The organism is Mesorhizobium sp. M1E.F.Ca.ET.063.01.1.1 (genome assembly GCF_003998155.1).
Taxonomy (GTDB): domain Bacteria; phylum Pseudomonadota; class Alphaproteobacteria; order Rhizobiales; family Rhizobiaceae; genus Mesorhizobium.
In genome coordinates this window covers 1-2551 of record NZ_RZSC01000812.1, presented here as the reverse complement: position 1 = coordinate 2551, position 2551 = coordinate 1, and the positions used below count along the sequence as shown (strand labels likewise).

Here is a 2551-nt window from a genome sequence, read left to right as displayed (position 1 = left end):
GGTGATGGCGAAGCCCTTGACCGGACCGGTGCCAAGAAAGAACAGCACCACGGTCGCGATCAGCGACGTGACGTTGGAGTCGACGATCGTCGCCAGCGCCTTGGAGAAACCGGTGTCGATCGCCTGGATGACGGAGCGGCCATTTCGTCGCTCTTCGCGTATGCGCTCGTAAATCAGAACGTTGGAGTCCACGGCCATGCCGATGGTCAGCACGATACCCGCGATACCTGGCAAAGTGAGCGTTGCGCCAAGCAGTGACAGCGCCCCCACGATCATCGCAACGTGCACGGCCAAAGCCACATTGGCGAGGAAGCCGAGGAAGCCGTAGGCCACGAACATGAAGGCGACGACGAGGATCGAGCCGATCACGCCCGCGATCTTGCCGGCATGGATCGAATCCTGACCAAGGCCCGGACCCACCGTGCGCTCTTCAATGATGGTGAGTTTGGCCGGCAAGGCGCCGGCGCGCAGCAGCACGGCGAGATCGTTGGCGCTCTCGGCTGTGAAGTTGCCTGAAATCTGCCCCGTGCCGCCGAGAATAGGTTCACGGATGACGGGCGCCGAAATGACCTGGTTGTCGAGGACGATGGCGAAAGGTTTACCGACATTCTGCTGGGTCGCCTGACCGAACCGGGTGGCGCCTCGCGAATTGAACGTAAACGAAACCACTGGCTCGTTTGTCTGCGAATTATAGGTCGGCGTCGCCTGCGACAGGTCTTCGCCCGACACGATGACGCGGTTCTCCACCAAATAGGGAACCGGAGGATCGTCTTGAGAATACAGGATCGAGTCGCCAGCCGGCGGCCGGCCTTTCATGGCGTCCTGGACCGGCATCGAGGTGTCGACCATCTGGAACGTCAGCTTGGCGGTCTGGCCGATAATGTCCTTAAGCCGCTGAGGGTTCTGAAGGCCAGGCACCTGAACGAGGATGCGATCGTCACCCTGCCGCTGCACGATCGGCTCGGTCGTGCCAAGCGCGTTGACGCGTCGTTCGACAACTTCGATTGCCTGTGACAACGCCGTTGTGGTCCGGTACTTGAGGCCGGCATCCGTGACGGTAAATTTCAGCAGCCCAGGCTCTGAATCATCCAGCGTCATCGACTGAACGGAGCCGCCGGTGAATAGACCGGCATTTACCGGATTTGTAATGGGTTTCAGCGCTGCCTTGGCCGCATCGACCTGGTTCTGGTCGCTGATGCGCACCTGCACGGTGCGACCGGTGCCGGAAAGCCCGGTATAGTTGATCTTGGCTTCGCGCAGCAGGGTCCTGATCTCGTCGCGCGTCGTCTCCAGTTGGTCCTTGATCAGATCGTTCTGATCCATCTGGAGCAGGATGTGCGAGCCGCCTTGAAGGTCGAGGCCGAGCGTCATCTGCCGTTTCGGCACCCAGCTCGGCAGTTGCGCCAGCGTGCTTGCCGGGAAGAGATTGGGCGCGGCGAGGATCACTGTGACGGCCACAGCCAGCCAGATCAGGATCATCTTCAGGCGCGAGAAATACAGCATTCGTTCTTATCCGTTCAGGCGTACAAGCGGCAGCGTTCCGCCATCGAGGTGATGATTACTTCTTGGCGTTCTGGTTCGCCACCGGCTCGCCCTTGACGCGCACGTCGGAGATCGTCGAGCGCAGCGCCGTCACCTTGGTTCCGCCGCCAAGGTCGATCTCCAGCTCATTGTCGTCGATCACCTTGGTCACCTTGCCGACGAAGCCGCCGCCGGTCACCACCGTATCGCCGCGGCGCACCGCGGCCAGCATCTCCTGGCGCTTCTTCAGCTGCGTGCGCTGCGGCCTGATGATCAGAAAATACATGATCACGAAAATCAGGGCAAACGGCAAAATGCTGATGAACATATCGGGCGAGGTGCCGACGCCTTGGGCGTATGCCGGTGTGACGAACATCAAGAAACTCCTGGATGATTGAAAACCGCCCGGGGCGGCCCCGCAAAATTTGGGCGGAATATAGTCGGTAAAGTTGCCAATGCAACTGCGCGGGCTGGCGAATCCGTTGCTTTTCCAGCCGTTTGGCGCGTGCTAGAGCGTCGCAGCGGGAAGCGGCTTCGGCCTTGCCCAAAAGATCATGCTCCAACAAAAGCTTGGGGCTGGTTCTTGCAGCGCCGCCATGAAGCTTTATCCGCATTCCGAGATGCCAGGACAAAGATCCGAAATGACCGATAGCCAGGATGCCCTGAACAAGAAGCTCGACCGCCTGATCGAAGCGGTCTCCCGCCTCGCCCCGCCACCCGTGCCGGAGACCGACCTCGGCGTGGCCGATTGTTTCGTCTGGCAAGCCGATCCCGGCCATCTGGAGCCGGTGCGCAAGGTCAACCGCGTCGATATCGGTCTGATCCGTGGCGTCGACCGGGTTCGCGACATCCTGCTCGACAACACCGAGCGCTTCGCTTCGGGCTTTGCGGCCAACAATGTGCTGCTCTGGGGCGCGCGCGGCATGGGCAAGTCGTCGCTGGTCAAGGCCGTGCACGCCAAGGTCAACGCCTCGGACAAGCTCGACCTCCCGCTCAAGCTGATCGAGATCCACCGCGAGGACATCGACAC

General features: G+C 61.1%; 3 protein-coding genes. 1 reads left to right on the top strand and 2 read right to left on the bottom strand.

Annotated elements, in window-relative coordinates; translation table 11 throughout:
- A partial coding sequence (secD, locus tag EOA29_RS32700) for a protein translocase subunit SecD (RefSeq protein ID WP_127222162.1) occupies positions 1–1503 on the bottom strand: 1503 nt, incomplete at its 3' end.
- Between the two features lie 55 nt (positions 1504–1558).
- Positions 1559–1897, bottom strand: a complete 339-nt coding sequence (gene yajC / locus EOA29_RS32695) for a preprotein translocase subunit YajC (RefSeq protein WP_127222161.1) — start codon at positions 1895–1897, stop codon at positions 1559–1561.
- Positions 1898–2162: 265 nt separating this feature from the next.
- On the opposite strand from yajC, the gene EOA29_RS32690 reads away from it, so the two are divergent.
- Positions 2163–2551: DUF815 domain-containing protein (locus EOA29_RS32690; RefSeq protein ID WP_127222160.1), on the top strand; the 389-nt coding region annotated here is incomplete at its 3' end.